Annotated in this window: 14 protein-coding genes and 1 tRNA gene; 8 read left to right on the top strand and 7 right to left on the bottom strand. The window is 68.9% G+C overall.

The window, feature by feature from the left end; translation table 11 throughout:
* Nucleotides 1-32: 32 nt before the first annotated feature.
* Nucleotides 33-1,487, bottom strand: coding sequence for a wax ester/triacylglycerol synthase family O-acyltransferase (locus ABD225_RS09775; RefSeq protein WP_344084240.1), 1,455 nt, complete (start codon nucleotides 1,485-1,487; stop codon nucleotides 33-35).
* 65 nt (nucleotides 1,488-1,552) lie between these two features.
* On the opposite strand from ABD225_RS09775, the gene ABD225_RS09770 reads away from it, so the two are divergent.
* From ABD225_RS09770 to selD, 4 genes are all read left to right on the top strand, one after another.
* Nucleotides 1,553-1,648 (top strand) — tRNA-Sec (locus ABD225_RS09770).
* A gap of 49 nt (nucleotides 1,649-1,697) precedes the next feature.
* Nucleotides 1,698-3,035: an L-seryl-tRNA(Sec) selenium transferase gene (selA, locus tag ABD225_RS09765; protein ID WP_344084237.1), complete on the top strand. Its 1,338-nt coding sequence runs from the start codon at nucleotides 1,698-1,700 to the stop codon at nucleotides 3,033-3,035.
* A complete protein-coding gene (locus ABD225_RS09760; RefSeq protein ID WP_344084234.1) occupies nucleotides 3,035-4,843 on the top strand; it encodes a SelB domain-containing protein in 1,809 nt (602 codons plus the stop codon). The genes selA and ABD225_RS09760 overlap by 1 nt, the downstream gene beginning before the upstream one ends.
* A gap of 24 nt (nucleotides 4,844-4,867) precedes the next feature.
* Complete coding sequence (gene selD, locus ABD225_RS09755; protein ID WP_344084231.1) at nucleotides 4,868-5,860, top strand: selenide, water dikinase SelD; 993 nt, start codon at nucleotides 4,868-4,870, stop codon at nucleotides 5,858-5,860.
* Between the two features lie 12 nt (nucleotides 5,861-5,872).
* Here selD and nrfD read toward each other — a convergent pair whose 3' ends face one another.
* The 5 genes from nrfD to ABD225_RS09730 are packed head-to-tail and all read right to left on the bottom strand — an operon-like array spanning nucleotide 5,873 to nucleotide 13,546.
* A complete protein-coding gene (gene nrfD, locus ABD225_RS09750; protein WP_344084228.1) occupies nucleotides 5,873-6,973 on the bottom strand; it encodes an NrfD/PsrC family molybdoenzyme membrane anchor subunit in 1,101 nt (366 codons plus the stop codon).
* On the bottom strand, nucleotides 6,970-8,121 hold the full coding sequence (locus tag ABD225_RS09745; protein WP_344084469.1) for a 4Fe-4S dicluster domain-containing protein: 1,152 nt from the start codon (nucleotides 8,119-8,121) through the stop codon (nucleotides 6,970-6,972). Before ABD225_RS09745 ends, nrfD begins: the two co-directional genes overlap by 4 nt.
* Nucleotides 8,122-8,180: 59 nt before the next feature.
* Entirely contained in the window at nucleotides 8,181-11,486 is a 3,306-nt protein-coding gene (fdh, locus tag ABD225_RS09740) for a formate dehydrogenase (protein WP_344084225.1), read from the bottom strand.
* 60 nt (nucleotides 11,487-11,546) lie between these two features.
* Nucleotides 11,547-12,887, bottom strand: coding sequence for a CpaE/TadZ family protein (locus tag ABD225_RS09735; protein ID WP_344084221.1), 1,341 nt, complete (start codon nucleotides 12,885-12,887; stop codon nucleotides 11,547-11,549).
* Nucleotides 12,884-13,546: a hypothetical protein gene (locus ABD225_RS09730; RefSeq protein ID WP_344084218.1), complete on the bottom strand. Its 663-nt coding sequence runs from the start codon at nucleotides 13,544-13,546 to the stop codon at nucleotides 12,884-12,886. Before ABD225_RS09730 ends, ABD225_RS09735 begins: the two co-directional genes overlap by 4 nt.
* Nucleotides 13,547-13,679: 133 nt before the next feature.
* Between ABD225_RS09730 and ABD225_RS09725 the strand changes: the two genes are divergently transcribed.
* Nucleotides 13,680-13,898 carry a helix-turn-helix domain-containing protein gene (locus ABD225_RS09725; RefSeq protein WP_344084216.1) on the top strand — a complete coding sequence of 73 codons (219 nt, stop codon included), beginning with the start codon at nucleotides 13,680-13,682 and terminating at the stop codon, nucleotides 13,896-13,898.
* A gap of 17 nt (nucleotides 13,899-13,915) precedes the next feature.
* Here ABD225_RS09725 and ABD225_RS09720 read toward each other — a convergent pair whose 3' ends face one another.
* Entirely contained in the window at nucleotides 13,916-14,515 is a 600-nt protein-coding gene (locus ABD225_RS09720) for a hypothetical protein (protein ID WP_344084214.1), read from the bottom strand.
* Nucleotides 14,516-14,644: 129 nt separating this feature from the next.
* Here ABD225_RS09720 and ABD225_RS09715 point away from each other — a divergent pair, with 129 nt between their 5' ends.
* The 3 genes from ABD225_RS09715 (at nucleotide 14,645) to ABD225_RS09705 (ending at nucleotide 18,034) form a co-directional block, all read left to right on the top strand.
* Nucleotides 14,645-15,337, top strand: a complete 693-nt coding sequence (locus ABD225_RS09715) for a LysM peptidoglycan-binding domain-containing protein (protein WP_344084211.1) — start codon at nucleotides 14,645-14,647, stop codon at nucleotides 15,335-15,337.
* Nucleotides 15,334-15,891: an Rv3235 family protein gene (locus ABD225_RS09710; RefSeq protein ID WP_344084208.1), complete on the top strand. Its 558-nt coding sequence runs from the start codon at nucleotides 15,334-15,336 to the stop codon at nucleotides 15,889-15,891. The genes ABD225_RS09715 and ABD225_RS09710 overlap by 4 nt, the downstream gene beginning before the upstream one ends.
* 688 nt (nucleotides 15,892-16,579) lie before the next feature.
* Complete coding sequence (locus tag ABD225_RS09705; RefSeq protein WP_344084204.1) at nucleotides 16,580-18,034, top strand: HNH endonuclease signature motif containing protein; 1,455 nt, start codon at nucleotides 16,580-16,582, stop codon at nucleotides 18,032-18,034.
* Nucleotides 18,035-18,566 lie beyond the last annotated feature (532 nt).

The raw sequence follows: 18,566 nt of genomic DNA, 5'->3' as shown, positions 1-18,566 counted from the left end.
ACAGTCGGGCCCCAAACGACCCCATAACGCGCTCAGCAGCAGCCAGCCCCGCCAACACACACTCCACCAACCACCACGGCCGCTCCAACCCGGCCGCGTGAAAGAGGGAGGCTAGTGGCGGCCTCGAGAAGTTCGGCGAGCGCATCGGCAAGGGTGCCGTCCAGGATCTCCAGATCGGGGACGGCATCGCGATCGGCGAGCACTCCGATGTGGAGGCGCGCGTTGTAACCAGTCATCCCGATGGCCAGCGCGTGGCCGCGGGTCAGCGGGATGACGGGATAGCTGGCCTGCAGGCGGACCCCATCGGCATACATCGGCCGCTGCGGGCCCGGGACATTCGTGATGACGAGGTTGAACAGCCGGGTGCTCATCGACGCGCCGAGGCGGACGCCGAGCGAGTGCAGCGCTGGGGGCGCGAACCCGGCCATCGCCGCCAGATCGGCGGCTCGGACTCCGGCGTGCTGGCGCAGCTGATGCTCCAGGGAGAACTGGATCTGCGCGAGCCGCATCATCGGTGAGGCTTCACCCACCGGCAGCTCGACGAAGACCGCCTGGACTCGGGAGCCATAGGGCGTCGAGTCGTCCGCCACCGATACCGGCACCAGGGCGCGCACCGAGCGGGCGGATGAGATGTGTTCGCCGCGGGCTTGGAGCCAGCCGCGCAGCGCGCCGGCAATGACGGTCAGGGCGATGGCGTGCACGGTCGGCCGGGTGCCATCCGGTGCGCTCGCGCTGTCGCGGATTTCGCGAAGGTCCGCGAGATCTAGGTCAGTCATCAGATAGCGGCGAGCGTTGTGGCCCTCCACGGCGAAGGCGCGCTGAGAGGGCGGGGCCACGGCGGCCCGGGCGATGGTCCCCCCCACCTTGGCCACCTGGCCGGCGGTGGCCTTCAGTTCCTGGACACCGCCTCGGATTCCGTCGACGACGGTCGTTGGACGCCGGACGAATCCGGAGATCGCATTGCCGAGCAATTCTTTGGTGCTCGGCGCGGGAACCGGTGTCCACGAACCAGATTCCGCGGTTCGCGCGGCCGGATCGGCGGACAGGCCGGTGACATCCCCGGCATCGATGAGGGCCTGGTGGATCTTGGTGACGACGGCGAACCGGTCCTCGGAAACGCCCTCCACGACATACACCTCCCACAGCGGGCGCGAGCGATCCAGCGGGCGGCTCGCGACGCGCGCGACGAAATCCTGCAACTGCTCGATTGATCCCGGAGCAGGCAGTGCCGAACGACGCACGTGATAGTCGAGATCGAAATCCGCGTCGTCGATCCACACCGGCGTCATGATCCGGCCGGGCAGGGTGCGGATCTTCTGGCGGTAGCGCGGGTGGCTGCTCAGCCGCGCCGCGATGCCTTCGCGCACCCGCGCCGGGCGGAAGTTGTCGGGCGCCGCGAAGATGAGGACTTGACCGACATGCGTCGCCGTCGACGCATCTTCCAGATAGAGAAAACTGCTGTCTGCTGGGCTGAGCCGGTCGATCACGCGCACATCGTCGCAGACCCTCGCCATGGACCGGCAACGCACGGCGCCCCCGTAAGGTGAGCCGCGGAGGTGTCTGGGTTCCTGGTGGTCCCCCCGGTCTTCAAAACCGGTGTGCGGCGGCATCCGTCGCAGGCGGGTTCGATTCCCGTCCACCTCCGCCACGACCGCCCCGGAATGGGCCGGTCGCCCACGGACCAGGAGGCCAATCCGGTGAGCGAGCAGGACCCGCGGCGCGCCATTCCGCGTGCCGACGCGCTGCTGGCCGATCCCGAGATTTCGGCCTATGCCGAGCCTCTGGGGGGCGAGCACGTCCGCGGCATCGTGGCTTCGGCCACGGCGCAAGCCCGCGCGGGATCCCTTGCGCCCCAGTCCGTTCGGGGCCGGGTGCTGGAGGAGTTGGCGGCCTTGTCTCGCAGCGCGACAAGCCTGACGCCGGTGCTGAATGCGACCGGTGTGGTGATCCATACCAACCTGGGTCGGGCCCCATTAACGGCCGCTGCGCGGGAGGCACTGCTGGCGGCGAGTGGGTATGTCGATGTGGAGTTCGGGCTGGAGAGCGGGGTGCGGGAGCGCCGCGGCCGAGGAACCGTGGACGCGCTGCTCGCCGCCGTTCCGGCGGCGCAGGACGCCCTCGTTGTGACCAATGGCGCGGCGGCCCTGTCGCTGGCCGTCACGGCGCTTGCCCAGGGGCGGGACATGCTCGTCTCCCGGGGCGAGCTCGTCGAGATCGGCGACGGCTTCCGGCTCCCCGATCTCATCGAGTCGACCGGTGTGACGATTCGGGAAGTGGGCACGACGAACCGCACGCACCTCGCCGACTATGCCGGAGCGCTGGATGAGCGAGCGGCGGCGATTCTCAAGGTGCACCCGAGCAACTTCCGGGTGTCCGGCTTCACGGCCCAGGCCACGGTCGGTGAGTGCGCTGCGCTGGGGCGGGAGCACGGCATACCCGTGATTGTCGATATCGGCTCCGGGCTGCTGGCTCCGGACGACCTGCTGACCGACGAACCCGACGCGCAATCGACCCTCGCTGCGGGCGCTGACCTGGTCATCTGCAGCGGAGACAAGCTGCTCGGCGGACCGCAGGCGGGACTCATCTTCGGCCGGGCCGACCTGGTTCATCGACTCCGTCGCTACCCCCTGGCCAGGGCCTTCCGCGCGGGCAAGCTCACGCTCGCCGCCCTAGAAGCAACGTTGCGCGGGCCGCGGTCGCGGGTGTCGGCATACCTGCACCGCGCCCCCGATGAGTTGCGGGGTCGCGTGGAGGGGGTGCGTTCCGCGGTGCTCGCGGCCCGGCCGGACCTGGAGGATGTGCTGGCTGTCGTGCCCGTCGAGGGGGCCGTTGGTGGCGGCGGTGCACCGGGTATGCCGCTCCCGGGCTGGGCGCTGGTGCTGCCGGAACACCTGGCGGGCCCGCTGCGTCGAGGCAGCCCGGCGATCGTGGCCCGGGTCGAGGGTGGGCGCACCCTGCTCGACTTGCGGTGCATCGAGGACGCGGAGGATCCGGCCGTCGCTTCGGCCGTGCTCGCGGCGCTTGGGCGGGATTGATGCACGTCATCGCGACGGCCGGGCATGTCGATCACGGCAAGTCGACGCTGGTCCGTGCGCTGACGGGTCGCGATCCGGACCGGTTGGAGGCGGAGAAGCGGCGCGGGTTGACGATCGAGTTGGGCTACGCCTGGACAACCCTGCCCGATGTGGGAGACGTGGCTTTCGTCGATGTGCCCGGTCATCGGCGCTTCATCGGCACCATGCTCGCCGGCCTGGGCCCCGCGCCAGCCGTGCTCTTCGTCGTCGCGGCGGACGCCGGCTGGTCGGCGCAAAGCGCAGAGCACCTGCGGGCCATCGATGCCCTCGGCCTGCGCCACGGCCTGCTGGTGGTGACGCGCTGCGATCTCGTGGCGCCCGAGAGGGCGGAGGAAGTAGCCCAATCTGGGAGCGAGCGGATTGCGGAATCATCTCTGGGACACGTCGATTCGGTTGTGATCTCGGCCGTGACCGGGGCCGGTTTGGAGGATCTGCGGGTGGCCTTGGCGCGTCTTTGTTCGAGGCTCCCCCAGCCGCGCACAGACGGACGCGTTCGGCTCTGGGTCGACCGGTCCTTCACCATCGACGGGAGCGGCACCGTCGTCACCGGCACCCTCGGCGCCGGCACCCTGCATCGCGGGGACCGGCTCGCGGTCGGCGATCGCGTGGTCACTATTCGCGGCCTGCAGTCGCTGGAAGCGCCCCAGGAGACGGTCGCCGCGACGGCCCGGGTCGCGGTCAATTTGCGCGGGGCCGATGCGAGCGCGATCGGCCGCGGCGATGCGCTTCTGAGCGCGGGCGACTGGCGCCTGACCTCGGTTGTTGACGTGCGGCTGCGTGAGGACGCGCCGGACCTGCCCCGGGAGGCCCGCTGCCATGTCGGCACCGCCTCGCTGCGGGCGTATGTCCGTTCCCTCACCCCCGGTGCGGCCCGGCTGACTCTGGATCGTGCGGTGCCCTTGACACCGGGTGATGCGCTGATCCTGCGCGATTCCGGGCGCGACGGTGCCATCTGGGGGGCGGTCGTGCTGGACATCGAACCGCCGGCTTTGCGGCGCCGCGGCGATGGAGCACGACGTGGCGCGGCGCTTCTCGACGTAGGAGCCGCGGAGTTAGCGGCTCTGGTGCGGACCCGAGGGAGTCTGACCGATGCGGAGGCTGCGGGCCTCGGCCACGATCTGGCCGGCCTGTCGGGCGTTAGCCGCCTGGACTGCCATCCCGAGATGCTGGGCGGTGACGAGTTTGTGCGCATCGGCTCCCGCGTGGCGACTCGAGATGTGGTGAGCCAATGGACCTCGGCCCTCGAGGCCGCCGTCGACGACCAGGCCCGCCACGAGCCGCTACGCCCGGGCTTGCCGCTGGCGGCGGCGCGTGCGCGGGCGGGCCTGCCCGATCTCGCAACGACCGAGTTGCTCTGTCGCGCAATGGCTCTCGACATCTCTGGGGGCCGCGTGGCTCGCGAAGGGACGCGTCCGGATCTCGGGGCGAAATCTGCCGCTCTGGAGGGAATCGTGGCTCGCTTGGGCGACCGGCCCTTCGATGCCCCCGAGCGGCCCGAACTCGAAGCGGCCGGTCTTGGCGTCCAAGAACTCGCCGCCGCCGAAGCGCTCGGCCGGGTGATCCGCCTCGCCGACGACCTCATTCTCCTGCCCACGGCGCCAGCCCTGGCGATGCGGACCTTGGCCGCGCTCCCCCAGCCGTTCACGACAAGCGCAGCCCGGGAAGCGCTGGCGAGCACCCGGCGGGTCGTCATACCCCTGCTGGAGTATTTGGACCGGCGCGGCTGGACCCGCCGGCTCGACGCCGGCCACCGCGAGGTCGTGCGATGAGCCGACCGTGAGAGGAATCCCTTGATGAGCGAGCCGATTCGACTGACGCAGTATGCCGCCGGGGGCGGGTGCGCCTGCAAGATTCCCGCCGCGCAATTGGAGACGCTGGTCGCCGGGCTGTCGGCGAGCCGCCACGCCGACCTTCTCGTCGGCCTGGAGAGCGGCGATGACGCGGCGGCCGTCCGGATCGCCGGAGGTCAGGCGATCATCTCGACGGCCGACTTCTTCACGCCGGTCGTCGACTCTGCCTATGACTGGGGACGGATCGCGGCAGCCAATGCCCTTTCGGATGTCTATGCCATGGGCGGGACGCCGATTGTCGCGATCAACCTGCTGGGCTGGCCGGTCGATCACCTCGATCCGCAGCTGATCACGGAGGTGCTCCGTGGCGGCGCGGAGGTTGCGGCAAGTGCTGGGATCGCCATCGCCGGCGGCCACAGCATCACGGCGCCAGAGCCGATCTACGGCCTGGCCGTGACGGGGATCGCCGACCCGGATCGTTTGCTGCGCAACGACACTGGCGTCGCCGGCCTCCCGATCAGCCTCACCAAGCCGCTCGGCGTGGGCATTCTCGGCAACCGGCACAAGGTCACCGGCGAGGTCTTCCCGGATGCCATCGCCTCCATGGTCGCGCTCAACGACCAGGCGTCCGTGGCCGCCCTCGCCGCCGGGGTGCGAACGGCCACCGATGTCACCGGTTTCGGCCTGTTGGGTCATCTGTTCAAGCTCTGCCGCGCCTCCGGGATCGCGGCGTACATCGATCACGGCGCCGTGCCGGTGCTTGATGGAGCGCGGGAGAGCCTGGCCGCGGGCTATGTGCCCGGCGGCTCAAGGCGCAATCTCGACTGGGTGCGCCCATCCCTTGACGTGCGGCCGGGCGTGAGCGAAGACGAGCTGCTGCTGCTCGCGGACGCGCAAACCAGCGGGGGTCTGCTCGTGCTGGGTGAGATCCCCGGCGCACCGGTGATCGGCGAGACCGTCGCGGCCCATGGTTCGACGCGAATCATCATTGGCTGATCGACTGTGTCGTTAGGTCAATTCCGTTGGCGCAGAACGCATCACGGTAGCCGCGTGCTGGGCGGTGCGTCCGGGACGGCTGGTGCTTTCCCGAGCCGCAACGCGCTCCTTCTGCGGGATGACGGTGTACTTGGGATCCTTGGCTGACTCGATGCCGGCGTGGAAGACGCCGAATCGCAGTGCGGCTGAGCCGGCATTGAACGCCAGGCCGGCCAGGACCGCCGCCGGTCGCCACCGGCCGCCGACCAGGGTCAGTCCCATTCCCGCAAGCGTGAGCGCCTTGCTCGCCGACACGAGACGGCCCGCCCTGCCCGTATGCAGTGGCTCCCCGATCAGTCCCGCGTTGCGGTTGATGAGTGAAAAGGCGGCGAGTTCGAGCGCGGACCCGCCGATCGCCATCCGGCGCGCCGGGCCGGTGATCGCCGGATTGGTCGTGATCATGGCCGCGCCGCCTGCCGCCCCCATGGCGGAGCCGACGAAGACGAAGGGCAACTCCTTGTAGATCCCGTGCCAGGTCGGCGTGGCGGTATTGGACAGCAAGACCGCGGTATAGGCAGCCAGTGGCGGAGCGAAGAATCCGGAGCCAAGACTCGCTCCCCGGCTGACGACCGGCAAGGCGACGTTGATCCGGCTATCTTGCGGCAGAACGATTTTCGCCACTTCGCAGGCGGCAGCCGTGCCGGTGAAGGCGCCGAAGCCCGCGAGAATCCAACTGCCGACGCTCATCGGCGAGGTCAGCTTGATGACGCGCAGCATATTGAGGAATCGCGACGGTTTCCCGAGGTCCCCGACAAGTGCAGCCGTGCTCACCCCGAGCGAGGCGAGCGCGGTAAGCCGCGCATTGCGCTGCAGTTCGGTGCGGCCGGTCAGCTCCGCCCCGGCCGCGACGAGCGCCGACCCGGCGGCCAGCCCGCCGGCATACAGATAGGTCGGGATCTTGTAGTCCCAGGGCGCGGGCTTGACGACCGAGCGGCCGTAGTAGGACGCGAAGGTCGCGTCCGGGACCATGAGGTCGTCGCGGCGTCGACGCCGCCGCCGCTCGCGGGGCTGCGTCGCGGGAGGATGGCTGGCCGCCTCGACGGGCGCGTTCTGGGTGGCTTCGCTATCGCTCACGAGGGATTGCGCCCCACATAACTCAGGGCCGCGCCGGCGAGCATCGTGAGGCCCGCCAGGCCGGCCTTTCGGAAAATGTCCGGCAGGTCCTTGGTGGTCACGACGGGATCCGGAGGCAGGCCATAGACCTCCGGCTCGTCGAGCAGCAAGAAGATCGAGCCGGTCCCACCGACCCCGTCGTTCTCATTGGCGCCATAGAGCCGCGCCTCGGTATAGCCATTGCCGTGCAGGGTCGCCACCCGCTGCTCGGCACGCTCCCGCATCTCGCTGAGGTCACCAAACTGGATTGAGGTCGTCGGGCAGGCCTGCGCACAAGCCGGCTTGGCGTCCAGACTGATCCGGTCATAGCAGAGCGTGCACTTGTTGGCGATGCCGACCGTCTTGGCCGTGGCCGCGCCAGTCATATCCGGATCCTTGCGCTTGTCGATGACCCCGAACGGGCAGGCCGCCACGCAATAGCCGCAGCCATTACAGACATCGTCCTGCACCACGACGGTGCCGAATTCGGTGCGGAAGAGGGCGCCGGTCGGGCAGACATCCAGGCAGCCCGCATGCGTGCAGTGCTTGCAAACATCGCTGGCCATCAGCCATCGGAAGTCGGGGACGCTGCCCTCGGCGAGGGCGCGCTCGGCCGCGTGTTCCGCGGCATCAAGATCGGACGGGCTGGTCGGCGGCGCAGCGGCCTCGCCGGCCGACGGGAGGGAGGCGGCCGTGCCCGGCCCGGTCAGGGGTATGCCGCTCGCGGGCGCCCGCGAAACATCCTGGGCCGTCGCATTGGGCAGCATCGGCGGCACCCCGGGCGGAGTCGCGGTGATCTCGGTCCGGACCTGCGGCATACCCAGGTCCACCAGGCGCGCCCCGCGGACGCGCGCCTCGGCGATGTGCTCGGCGGACTGCTCGACGAAGGCGACATGCCGCCAGGTGTTGGCGCCCAAACCAATGGTGTTGTCGTAGGAGTTTCCGGTCATCCCGAGACCGTCCATCGGGAGTTGGTTCCACTCCTTGCACGCCACCTCGCACGCCTTGCAGCCGATGCAGATGGAGGTGTCGGTGAAGAAGCCCTTGCGCGGCGGGGGCGCCTGCCAGCCCGCATCCTTGGCGGGGTCGGTCGGCCCGCTGAGTTGGGTATGCCAGAACTGCCCGTCCAGGGCATCTCGCCAGGCCGCGCGCCAGCCCTCCCCCCAGCGGCCCCTTCGGCTCGTGACACTCACCGGCGCTCCTCCCGCTCGTCGTTCTCGTTCACGATGTCGTTACCGGTGACCACCGTTGCGCCAGAACGAGATTGATAATCGGCGACCAGGCGCGTCAGGGCCTCCCCGCGGGGCCGGCGGCCGGGCTGGATGTCGACGGAACTGACCTTGCTCTCCTGGATCGATACATTGGGATCAAGGGTGACCCCGAGCAGATCATTGGCCGAGTCGCCCGTGACGACGGCGCCGGTGCCGCCGACGCCCCAGTGATACGGCATACCGATCTGGTGGATCGTGCGACCGCCGATGATCAGCGGCGTCATCCGCTCGGTCACCAACACCCGAGCCTCGATCGCCGAACGCGGCGAGATCAGGGTGGCCCAGCCGCCATTGACCAGTCCGCGCTCCGCGGCGAGTTCCGGGGAGACCTCGCAGAAGAACTCGGGCTGCAGTTCCGAGAGATAGGGCAGCCAACGGCTCATGGCGCCGGCCGTATGGTGCTCGGTCAGGCGATAGGTCGTGGCCACGAAGGGATAGACATCGGCCCCAGGCTCGCCGAAGGACGGCGCCGTGAGGTTGTCCTTGTGCGGATAGACCAGCCGGGCGGGATTGCGTTGCTGAGGATAAAGCGGGTTGCCGATCGGGCTTTCCTGCGCCTCGTAGTGCGTCGGCAGCGGGCCATCGATCATGCCCCTGGGGGCGAACAGCCAGCCCTTGCCGTCGGCTTGCATGATGAACGGGTCATCGCCGGCCAGCGCCTCGGGGCCGCTGGTGCCGTCGGCGGGGCGGTATGACGGGGCGGTCGTCAGCGGGAAGTCGGGGACATCATGGCCCACCCATCGGCCGGTCTGCTCGTCCCACCAGACATAGGCCTTGCGTTCGCTCCACGGGCGGCCCTGCGGATCGGCGGACGCCCGGTTGTAGAGGATGCGCCGGTTCATCGGCCACGCCCAGCCCCAGTTCGGCGCGACCCAACTCTGCTGCGCGTCCGGCAGCTTGTTCTTGGAGGCATTGACCTCATCGGCATAGACCCCGGAGTAGATCCAGCATCCGGAGGCCGTCGACCCGTCGGCTTTCAGCGCCCCAAATCCCGGCAGGGCCTGGCCGGCTTGCTCGCCGCTCAGATAGGTGCCATTGATCTCGCGCAGCACGGCATCGGCGTCCGGTTCGCCATGCTCGTCCTGCGGATAGTCCCAGGTCAGGTCTAGCAACGGCCGATCACGGGGGTCGGTGGACCCCGCGAGGCGCTCGCGGATCTTTTTGCCGAGGACGTAATAGAAGGACAGATCGGAGCGAGCATCACCGGGCGGCTCGACGGCCTTGAAATGCCACTGGAGCATCCGCTGGGTCTGGGTGAAGGTGCCATCCTTCTCCGCGTGATTGGCCGCCGGGAGGAAGAAGATCTCGGTGCCGATCTTGTCGGTCTCCAGCTCCCCGGTCGCGATCTCCGGTCCGTCTTTCCACCAGGTTGCGGACTCGATGAGATTGAAATCCCGCACGACCAGCCACTTGAGGTTCGCCATACCGAGGCGCTGCAGCCGGCCGTTCGCCGAGCCGACGGCGGGATTTTGGCCGAGGAGGAAATAGCCCTCGACGGTGCCGGCGATCATGCCGAGGACCGACTGATAGGTGTTGTGATTGCCATTCATCCGCGGCAGGTAGTCGTAGCAGAAGTCGTTCTCCGGCTGCGCCGCATCCCCCCACCAGGCCTTGAGCAGGCTCACCAGGTAGGCATCCGCGTGCGTCCAAAAGCCCTTCTGCCGAGGTGAGGAAACCGCGGATAGGAATTGGGCGAGGGTCTCGTCCTTGCCTGCCGTAGGCATCGGCAGATAGCCGGGCAGCAGATTGAAGAGCGTGGGTATGTCGCTGGCCCCCTGGATCGAGGCGTGCCCGCGCAGGGCCATGATCCCGCCGCCCGGTCGCCCGACATTGCCCATGAGCAATTGCAGGATCGCCGCGGTGCGGATGAATTGGGCCCCGAGCGAATGCTGGGTCCACCCCACGGCATACGCGAACATCGTGGTCCGTTCGCGGCCGCTGTTGGCGACGAGGGATTCCGAGAGATAGGCGAAGTCGGCAGCGGAGATCCCGCAGGCCGAGGTGACCAGGTCCGGGGTGTAGCGGGCATAGTGGCGTTTCAGAATCTGCAGGACACAGCGGGGATCCTGCATCGTCGGGTCGCGCTCGATCAAGGCGTGATCGAGCGGCGCGCCCGCGGCACCATGCGCGTGGCCGGCGGCCGATGCCGCTTTGGCCGCCCCGTGCTCCTCGGGGCCTGCCTCACCGATGTCGTCCTCACCCGGTTTGCGGGACCTGTAGGCCCACGAGGTCAGGTCGTACTGCCCGGTTTCCGGGTCGTAGCCGGAGAAGACGCCGCTGAGATCTTCGGTGTCCTGATAGTCGTCCGAGACGATCATCGAGGCGTTGGTGTATGCCGCGACGTACTCCTCGAAGTAGCTCCCGGTGCGCAGGATCTGGTTGATGAGCGCGCCGAGCAGGATGACATCGCTGCCCGCTCGGATGGGGATGTGCTTGTCGGCGACGGCGGAGGTGCGGGTGAAACGGGGGTCGATGTGGATCACCCGGGCACCGCGAAGTTTGGCCTCGGTCACCCATTGGAAGGCGACCGGATGGCATTCGGCCATATTGGAGCCTTGGATGATGAGGCAGTCCGTGTTCGCGATGTCTTGGACGAACTGCGTGGCGCCGCCGCGCCCGAACGAGGCTCCCAAACTGGGAACCGTGGAACTGTGTCAAATGCGAGCCTGGTTCTCGACCTGAATGGCTCCCATGGCGGTGTAGAGCTTCTTCATCAGGTAGTTCTCTTCGTTGTCCAGCGCCGCGCCGCCGAGGCTGGCGATGCCCATCGTGCGGCGCAGGAACTGCCCGTTCTCGTCCTTGTCCTGCCAGGTGCGGCGGCGGGTCTCGATCACGCGGTCGGCGATCATGTCGGTCGCCTCCTCGAGACCGAGCGGCGACCAGTCGGTGGCGTATGGCGCGCGGTAGAGGACGGTGGTCTGGCGGGTCGGGCTGTTGACGAGTTGTTCGCTGGCGCTGCCTTTGGGGCACAAGCGGCCCCGGCTGACCGGGCTGTCCGGGTCGCCCTCGATCTGGACGACCTTGCCGTCCTTGACGAAGATGTTCTGGCCGCAGCCGACGGCGCAATAGGGGCAGACGGATTTCACGACCTTGTCGGCGGTGGCGGTGCGGGCGAGCTTGTCCCGGGTCTTTTTGCTGACGACCGCCTGGCCGCGCCCGAGGTAGTCGCCGGTCGCCAGTTGCCGCAGGGCGGGCCAGCCCAGGAAGGCCGCACGATCCGTCATCGGGTCCTCCTCGACCTGCCTCGTCCGGGTGTACTCGCCGGTCTTCCCGACCCTAATGCCTCACGCGGTGGACCAGCGGCGGAAGCCACGCCGGAGGTCGAAGCGCACAGGCGCGGAGAGGGCTTCGTTGACAGGAGCCTTGGCGAGTTCGTTCGCGATCGTTCGAATCCTGTTGCGCGCCGGTGATTTCGGGGCCACATCGTGCAAGAGTCTTCCGGCAAGAAGGGAGCGGTCGAGGGCGGCGCGGTCGTCCGGGACGATGTGGTCGACGCGAACGGAGGCGAAGCGTTCCAGTGTTTCGGCGATGGCTCGCTCGGGCGACATACCCGCGACGGAGGATCGCACCCGGTTGACGATGACGGTGGGCGCGGTGCCCACGGCCGCTTCCAGGTCGGCGAGCGCGCGGACGAGACGCTGCAGGCCGACCGGATCACCGGAGCCGACCGCGATGATGTCATCAGCGGCCGTCAGGGCGGTCAACGTGGCGGCATTGCGTCGGGGCGCCCGGGTGTCATAGCTGAGATCCTCGTCATCCTCAAGGCAAAAGCCGCAGTCGATCACGGTGATGTCGACCAGCGAGCGGGCGAGCGTGAGGGTGTGCGAGAGCGAATCCGCGCGGACCTCGGGCCAGCGCGCGGCGCTGGGCAGGCCGGTCAGCACCCGGAATCCAGGATCGACCGTTGGTGCCAGTCGGGCTAGCACGGGCAGATCGAGCGTGCCCAGTTCAGCGGCGCGGGCGGCCGCGGCGATTCCAGGAGCCTCATCGAGCAGACCCAGATGCTGACCGACGGAGGCGGCATAGGTGTCGGCGTCGATCAGGAGCACGGTGTGGCCCTGCAAGGTCAACTCGGCTGCCAGATTCGTGGCGATCGTGGTGCGCCCGGGGGAACCCGTGGGACCCCAGATCGCGACGATGCGGCCACTGCCGACATTCACGCCCTCACCGTTGTCGTCTGCGACGTCAGCGGGTGGGGTCAGCGCCAACTCGGCCTCGCGCGGGTCCAAACCCGCTTCCAAGGCGGCCCAGCCGGCCTCCGGGTCGGCAGGCACGGCGGGGCGAACGTGGGCGCGAAGGGCTCGGTCAAGTTCCTCGGTGGTGCAGTCAGCGGCGACGATCTGGGCGATACCGAACTGGCGCAGCCGCCGCTCGTCGTGCTCCGTGACGCTCAGGCCAACAATCTGAACCCCGTCGGCGCGCACTTGCGCGAGGGCGTCACGGTCCAGGCCCCGCAGGCTCGCCGACACGATGGCGACATCCGCGAGCCCGGCAGCGCTGGCCGCCACCAGATCCGCCAGATCGGGGCACCGGCGCACCAAGTCGACATCACGCAGGCCCCCAAGTCGAGCGACGAGCGAGGACTCTTGCTCTGGTTCGAGCGCGGTCAGGATGCGGGACTTCACGAGACCTCCCGCTGGGCCGATCCGGGGACCGGAACGAGCGTGAACTTTGCGCCTGAGTCCACGAGCCCGATGACCGTCCCGACGTTCTCGCGCGGAACCAGCACCTGAACCGCGCTGCGGCCGGACCCGCCGCCGAAGCCTGAGCCGTCACTGAGCCGGGCCACCGCGACCCGCTCGAGCACCCGCTCCGGCCCCTTCCACGCGTCGCGCCCGGCGGCTGGGTCGGGCGTATTGGCATAGACATCGACGGTCGATCCAATGACCAAAGCACCGGCAGAGGCTTGATCGACCGCGATGGACAAGGGCGAGACCCGCACCTGAGACCCCGTGCCGACCGAGGCCTTGGGCACCAACTCCCCCGCGCGAATATCGCTGAGGACATAGCCATCGCTCGGCAGGCCACCATCGACCGAGAGATATCCCGAGGCGAGGTCCGAGAGCTGGACCTCGACCCGCACAAGCTTCTCCGAAGTCAACTGCTCCCCGGGCACCAACGCCTCGCGGGCGGCATACATCGTGGTGCGACTGTCCGCGGCCCGCAGGCCCATGGCGCCGAGGGCCGTGGCGAGCAGCACAAGCGCGATCCCGACGAGCAAACGGGTGTCTCGCCAACTCGGTCGCCGCAAGCGGGCGGCGGCGGGCGCAGGCAATGACGTCATCGATCCCCCAGAGTGAAACGGCAGTGGTCTGGAGCACAGCATTACCCAGAGCGCTGGGATCGGCATCTCGAACGCCGGGCACCTGTGGACAACCTGCCGTGGCGAGCGGTGGCCCGTGCGGCACAATCGGGGCATGCCGAAGCGCTTCATCTCCTTGACGGAGTTGGCCGAGATCCTCGATATCTCGGCAGCGCAGGCCTATGCCTTGGTGCGTTCTGGTGATCTACCGGCGATCAAAATCGGTGGGCGTGGGCAGTGGCGGGTCGAGACGAGTGTGCTCGAGGACTACATCGCCAGGATGTATGCCGAGACAGCCGATTTCGTTCGCGCCCAGGCGACTTCGCGGGACTGAACGCCGCGTCGAGTGGGCTACTGGCTGTGGACGCAGGCGATGGCGGCGAAGGGGATCGTGCGGAGCGAGCGGATGTTCCCTGGACGCCGGGCTTCATCGCGGGGGTGTTCGGCCAGGTCGAGGAAGTCCGCGCCCACGACATCGATCGTGCCCTCGCTGGACCCGCCGCCGGTGTCGAGGACTTGCACTCGGGCGCGGTCGCGGCTGATTTCGCGCAGCGCGTAACCAAGACCGAAGCGGCGGCCAATGCCCTCCGGGGCGCTGCGTGGGGCCAGGCCTGCCACGGTAACGATTGAGGCCAGCGGGACGAGGGCCGCCCGCCCGGGTGCGGGGCTGATGACGAGCCAATCCGCGCCCGCGTCCGCGAGCCGTCCGTGGACGCGGATGCCCGCTTGGAGGCGGACATCGACCGGCTCGCCGAGATGGGCAGCGAACCGGCCGATCAGCGTCACCTTGGCTCGCTCGGTCCGGGTCCGGTCAGCGATTTCAAGATCGCGTTCCCGGCGCTCCTGCGCCGCCAAGGCAGCGTCGAGATCAGCAAAGAGTCGTTCCCAGCGCCCCGCCTCCATGGTGTCCAGCGTAGTGACGCCACGGCCGAGGCTTATCGGGTCATCCACAGCTCTCGACCCTCTGGATGGTGAACATCCACAGGCGGCGGGGCTTCCGGTTGCGAAGGGTGACTAGATGCACCAAACTGCATCAAACGACATCTAACGCAGCGGATTGGGGTTGGCATGAAGGGACGGATGCAGCCGGGGCCGGCCCGAGTGGTGGCGTCGCTGGGACTGCTGTGGCTCGCCGATGCTCTTGTCCTGCTGCTGTGCGCCGCCGCGGCCGTCGACACGGTGCGACTGTTGCGGGATCCGTCGGGTGACCCCGAGTCCCTCGTCGGCAGCCTGCTGCTGACCGTGGGACTGGTGGGCTTGCTGCTCGCGGGGATCGAAGTGACGCGTGCGGCGCTGGCGGCCACGACCCTGCGGCATACGCATCGGACGCGGGCGCCGTGGGCGGTGCGCATCGCGGCACTGCTCGTGGGCGCCGGGGGCAGCGCGGCGCAAGCTGCACCGGCGCTCAGCGCGACCGTGATCACGGCGCCCGCGAACCCGGGTGCGGCCACCGGTGGCGCCAGCCTCGAAAGCACCTCGGCGGTGCCGCGGGTGGCACCCGATCCGCGCTGGCCAGCCAGTGAACCGTCGACCACGAGCCAGGCCCAGATCCGGCTGCTCGGCAGCGGCAGCGAAAGTGATCAGGAGGTGGTGGTGCGCCGCGGTGAGTGCCTGTGGGACATCGTCGCGCGCTCGCTGGGGCCGCGCGCTTCGCAAGCCGAGATCGCCGCTGAGTGGCCGCGGTGGTATGCCGCCAACCGCGCCCGCATCGGCGCCGACCCAGGCCTCATCCACCCCGGTTTGCGGCTGATGATCCCGAAGGAGCGTCCATGACCAGCACGACCGTCCGCACGACCACCCTGCCGCCGATCCGCATCCTGCCTATCCCAGAGCATCGGCCGCCCTATCTCGACCCGGACATTCCCTGGAATGAGTTCGAGATCGAAGCCCAACGCGCGGCGCTGTACGTCCAGGACGCGCTCGCCTTCGAGTTCATGCCCCGGCGCAGCGACGCCGAATATGACACTCCTGCAACGGACTTGCCCGATCCCGAGCCGTGGCTGCGCGCGGGTTGCCAGGCGGTTCTGGAGGTCATGGCGGGCCTGCGCCCACCGGCCCAGGTAGTCCGCTCCTGCTCCCCTGACGTCTATCTTGCCGTTGCCCGCCGGTATGCCAGTGCCCGCCGCCGCGCCGCTGCCCAGCCCACCCAGCCGGGCGTCGACCGAATCCGCCGACCCAATGTCGTGCGTATCCGCGTCACCCGTCCCGACCCGGCGGTCGTCGAGGCCGTCGTGCTCTTGAACGTCGGCCCCCGTGTCCGGGCCATGGCCATCCGTGCCGATGCCGCCAGCACCGGCTGGCGCATCACCGCCCTCGAACTCGGCTGACCACAGCGCCCTGCACAGGGCGCTCTCTCGTCAGGGCCCTTTCGTCATGCCGGTGTCTTGTGCTGCATTTCGGGCACAGTGCCGGGGTCGCCGCCGCACCCTCACTTTGGCCGACCGGGCGGTCGTCTGGTTTCGGCCGCGCTTCCTGGGGGAAGCCCTCGGGGCAGGAGATTCGTCGCTGCGCTCGCTCGTTCCTCGCTCTTGGCGCCTCGGCAAGCAGTGAGCTCGTCTGGCTACGCTTCCTGGGTGAAGCCCACGGGGCAAGAGATTCGTCGCTGCGCTCGCTCGTCCCTCGCTCGGCTCCGCTCCTCGACTGCCCTCGGGCCTGGCCAGTGCTCTCCGCTTGGCAGTGGGCTCGTCTGGTTTCGGCTGCGCTTCCTGGGGGAGCCCTCGGGGCAGGAGATTCGTCGCTGCGCTCGCTCGTGCCTCGCTCGGCTCCGCTCCTCGACTGCCCCTCCGGGCTTCCCCCAGTCCGCTCCGAAACCGTCAACTCATCGACGTCTCGACTCCCACCCACCCCCGTGAAGCCCCCGGAGAATGCAGTGCGCGCGAGACCCGACCCGCCCCACGCGCAACGGGCTGTCAGACCCCTCTGATAGGACATCTCGTTCACGAATCATGTTGCGCTGCAATGAAATAGGTGCATCCAGGGGTTGCGCCTGGGGGTCGAACGGGTGTATCATCGACTATGGCGATCACCCCTCACGACAGCACCGGGACAGGCCCCGCCAGGCCGAGTCTCGCGGTCGTGTTGGCGCGGGTCGCGGAATGCCGCGACGCCCTCGCAACCGTGCACGAATGCGTGTCACTCACTGGGCGGGATGAGGTCGAAGAACTCCTCACCGAGATCGGTCGCCTGCTGCTGATGGGTGAAGCGGCGGAAGTCGCGATCGCCTCCGACGCCATGACCCGCGGGTTGCCCGGGACGGGAGCGGTCGCGTTGACCCCAACGGACTGGGTCGCCGCAGTATCGCCGCGGCACACCGCCCGGACCGCGTCAACGGTCGTCAAAGTCGCCGAGGCGGTCGCGCCAGCCACCGTGACGCGCACGGCAGGACCGCTCGCGGCCGGGCAGCCCGGGGAAGCCCTCGGGGTGGCGGTGCTCACCGGTCAAGCGTCGGTCGCAGCGGCGACCCTGGCACACGCCGAGATGCGGCGCCTAACCCCGGACCTGCAACCCGACGCCGTGAGCACTGTATGGGGCGTGTACGCCGACTACGCGTGCGGCGGTGATCCGCGGGAGATACGGCGAATTCGCCCGGAACTGTATGCCCGGTTCGGGCGTCCCGACCGGCTCGATGACCGCGACGAGCGAGCCCGCGCCCACCGCGCGTTCAGCACCGGCACCCCCGACCCCGTCGACGGGCTCACCGAATACCGGCTACGCCTCGACCCGGCGGCGGCCGCGATCGTCGAAGCCGCCCTCGACCCGCTAACGAAACCCGTGCCTGGGCCGGACGGGGAAGCGGACACCCGGTCGTATGTGACACGCCGCGCCGACGGCCTTTTGGACCTCGTCAGCCGGGCCGTCCGGGCCGGCGACACCGTCCCCGCACAACCCGGCACCCAACTCTCCGTGATCGTGAAACTTACCGACCTCCAAGCCGCCGCAGGCACCGGCGGCGGGCAGGCGTCAGGGTGTGGGAAGGCGATCGGTGGCGTCGACGCCGGACGGTACCTCGCGCTTGCCACCACCCGCACCCTGTCCTGCGGCGCGGACATCTCGCCCATCGTCGTCGATGAGGCCGGGAACCCCGTCCTGATCGGAAGAACCAAACGCCTCTTCACCAGAGCCCAGATCCGGGCGTTACACGTCCGCGACGGCGGATGCAGCTACCCCCGCTGCTCCAAACCCGCCGGCTGGACCGACGCCCACCACCTCAAACATTGGATCGACGGCGGCCCCACCGACCTCGCGAACGCCGCCCTGCTCTGTAGCTACCACCACCACATCGTCCACACCCGACGCCTCGCCGGCCACCTCACCACCAAGCCACCACCCGGCCGCGAAAAAGATTGCGTAGCAACGGAAAACGGCGTCGACACTGATGACGGCGGGGCGCATCCGACGCGCGTCCGCGTCGAATGGGACCTCACCCCCGGCAGCTACGACCACGCCCTGCCCGCGCATCTGACTCATTAGAACGAGCGGCTGCTGCGCGTCCAAGTGACGGGCGGAGCGCACTGGGTGAAGCCCAGAGGGGCAGTCGAGGAGCGCAGCGACGAATCTCCTGCCCCGAGGGCTTCACCCAGAAAGCGCAGCCCGCGCTTAGCCGTATCCATGGTCGACCCGAGTCGAGCGGCGCGCACTGGGTGAAGCCCAGAGGGGCAGTCGAGGAGCGAAGTCGGCTCTTCCCGGATGAGGGTGTAGGTCGGCCGGGCGCGTCGGTCCGCAGGTAGACGTCGAGGTCTCCCGACGATGGAGGTTCCTACGCCATCCATCCGAAAGACCTCGACGTGACCGACGCTACCCCGTCGGCCGGCTTCGGCCGCCATGACCTGAGCGCCTTCGCGTCTCATCCCAATCGACCCTGATCGAGTCTGCTGACCCCCTCGACGAGAACGCAGCGACATCACAGCCACCCGACCCCGACCGTCCGGGAAGCCGGGACACGTCACATGGCTTGTGCTGCGGGCGTGTCGAGTGGGTCGTCCAGGGGCGACGCAGGAGCGTC

Origin of the sequence: Nostocoides veronense (assembly GCF_039531185.1) — a bacterium.
Lineage (GTDB): Bacteria > Actinomycetota > Actinomycetes > Actinomycetales > Dermatophilaceae > Nostocoides_A > Nostocoides_A veronense.
The sequence above is the reverse complement of the archived record's forward strand: the minus strand, read 5'-3'. Positions and strand labels throughout refer to the sequence as shown.

Coding starts and splice junctions, on each gene's coding strand:
- ABD225_RS09760 (WP_344084234.1), top strand. CDS start 3,035: ATGCACGTCATCGCGACGGCCGGGCATGTCGATCACGGCAAGTCGACG.
- selD (WP_344084231.1), top strand. CDS start 4,868: ATGAGCGAGCCGATTCGACTGACGCAGTATGCCGCCGGGGGCGGGTGC.
- ABD225_RS09730 (WP_344084218.1), bottom strand. CDS start 13,546: ATGACGTCATTGCCTGCGCCCGCCGCCGCCCGCTTGCGGCGACCGAGT.
- ABD225_RS09725 (WP_344084216.1), top strand. CDS start 13,680: ATGCCGAAGCGCTTCATCTCCTTGACGGAGTTGGCCGAGATCCTCGAT.
- ABD225_RS09715 (WP_344084211.1), top strand. CDS start 14,645: ATGCAGCCGGGGCCGGCCCGAGTGGTGGCGTCGCTGGGACTGCTGTGG.
- ABD225_RS09710 (WP_344084208.1), top strand. CDS start 15,334: ATGACCAGCACGACCGTCCGCACGACCACCCTGCCGCCGATCCGCATC.
- ABD225_RS09705 (WP_344084204.1), top strand. CDS start 16,580: ATGGCGATCACCCCTCACGACAGCACCGGGACAGGCCCCGCCAGGCCG.